The sequence below is a fragment of the Shewanella sp. T24-MNA-CIBAN-0130 genome, assembly GCF_040310185.1.
GTDB classification, from domain to species: domain Bacteria; phylum Pseudomonadota; class Gammaproteobacteria; order Enterobacterales; family Shewanellaceae; genus Shewanella; species Shewanella psychromarinicola.
In genome coordinates this window covers 1-2,318 of sequence record NZ_JBEOPP010000108.1, presented here as the reverse complement: position 1 = coordinate 2,318, position 2,318 = coordinate 1, and the positions used below count along the sequence as shown (strand labels likewise).

The 2,318-nt window shown below is 52.7% G+C and carries 1 protein-coding gene; it reads left to right on the top strand.

Going from position 1 to position 2,318, the window contains the following annotated elements; all coding sequences use genetic code 11:
- A partial coding sequence (locus AAEZ02_RS21605) for a beta strand repeat-containing protein (RefSeq protein ID WP_351124970.1) occupies nt 1-2,318 on the top strand: 2,318 nt, incomplete at both ends.

Here is a 2,318-nt window from a genome sequence, read left to right as displayed (position 1 = left end):
ACCTTTGATGAAGACGGTGATCTACTGACCGTGGACTTTACCCCAGGCAGCAATGACGACGGTTACTACGCGTTGGTCAACGGCGAAGTGGTATTAACCCAAGCCGGTGCTGACTTCGTTAACAACGGCGGCACGCTGCCTGCAATTGATTTAACCGTGTCCGATGGCAGCTTAACAGGTCAAGACAGTGACACTCCGGTGATCACTCCTACGAATGATGCGCCTACCATTGATGTTGTCGCCAATGACTTTACTGAAAACAGCGCCGTTGATGGCGATGTTGCTGCAACCTACACCACCTTTGATGAAGACGGTGATCTACTGACTGTTGACTTTACCCCTGGCAGCAATGACGACGGTTACTACGCGTTGGTCAACGGCGAAGTGGTATTAACCCAAGCCGGTGCTGACTTCGTTAACAACGGCGGCACGCTGCCTGCAATTGATTTAACCGTGTCAGATGGCAGCTTAACCGGCCAAGACAGTGACACTCCGGTGATCACTCCTACGAACGATGCGCCTACCATTGATGTTGTCGCCAATGACTTTACTGAAAACAGCGCCGTCGATGGCGATGTGGCCGCGACCTACAACACCTTTGATGAAGACGGTGATTCACTGACGGTGGACTTTACTCCAGGCACCAATGACGACGGTTACTATGCGTTGGTCAACGGCGAAGTGGTGTTGACCCCAGCCGGAGCTGAGTTAGTCAACAGCGGAGGCACCTTACCGCCCGTTGATTTAACCGTGTCCGATGGCAGCCTAACCGGACAAGACAGTGATACCCCAGCGATCACGGCAATGAATGATGACTTCACTGATGCCAACGAAACTCGCAGCATCACAGAAGACAGCCCTGAAGTGACCGGTAATGTGATTGATGGCACCAGTGACGATGGCCCTATTTCAGTCACCACCTTTACTGTCGCGGGCGATGCAACCGTGCATACCGCAGATGGAACCGATGTGGTTATTGCCGGTGTCGGTACCTTTAGCTTAACGGATGCGGGTGTATATACGTTTACCCCAGTCGCCAACTACAACGGCACGGTGCCGGTGATCACTTACACCTTAACCGATGGCTCTGGCGCCAATGACACCTCAACATTGAGCTTAACGGTCACGCCGGTGAACGATGATTTCACTGATAACAATGAAACGCGCACCATTGCAGAAGACAGCCCTCAAGTGACCGGTAATGTGATTGACGGCACCAGTGTGGATGGCCCTATTTCAGTCACCACCTTTACTGTCGCGGGCGATGCAACCGTGCATACCGCAGATGGAACCGATGTGGTTATTGCCGGTGTCGGTACCTTTAGCTTAACGGATACGGGTGTATATACGTTTACCCCAGTGGCTAATTACAACGGCCCCGTGCCGGTGATCACCTATGTGTTAACCGACGGCTCTGGCGCCAATGACACCTCAACATTGAGCTTAACGGTCACGCCAGTGAACGATGATTTCACTGATAACAATGAAACGCGCACCATTGCAGAAGACAGCCCTCAAGTGACCGGTAATGTGATTGACGGCACCAGTGTGGACGGCCCTATTTCAGTCACCACCTTTACTGTCGCGGGCGATGCAACCGTGCATACCGCAGATGGAACCGATGTGGTTATTGCCGGTGTCGGTACCTTTAGCTTAACGGATACGGGTGTATATACGTTTACTCCCGTCGCCAACTACAACGGCACGGTGCCGGTGATCACTTACACCTTAACCGATGGCTCTGGCGCCAATGACACCTCAACATTGAGCTTAACGATCACGCCGGTGAACGATGATTTCACTGATAACAATGAAACGCGCACCATTGCAGAAGACAGCCCTCAAGTGACCGGTAATGTGATTGATGGCAGCAGTGACGACGGCCCTATTTCAGTCACCACCTATACTGTCGCGGGCGATGCAACCGTGCATACCGCAGATGGAACCGATGTGGTTATTGCCGGTGTCGGTACCTTTAGCTTAACGGATACGGGTGTATATACGTTTACCCCAGTGGCTAATTACAACGGCCCCGTGCCGGTGATCACCTATGTGTTAACCGACGGCTCTGGCCCGACTGACACGTCTACCTTGACCATCACCGTGAGCCCAGTGAACGATAACTTCACTGACGCGAACGAAGTGATTTCAGTGGCAGAAGACAGCGGCGCAACCACGGGCACTGTATTAACGGGCACCAGCTCAGTTGATGGTCCGGTGACCGTACACAGCTTCAGCATTGACGGCGTTACTGGCCCATTGACCTTAGGTCAAGCGGTGATAATTGCCGGTGTCGGTAGCTTTACATTAAGCGCCAA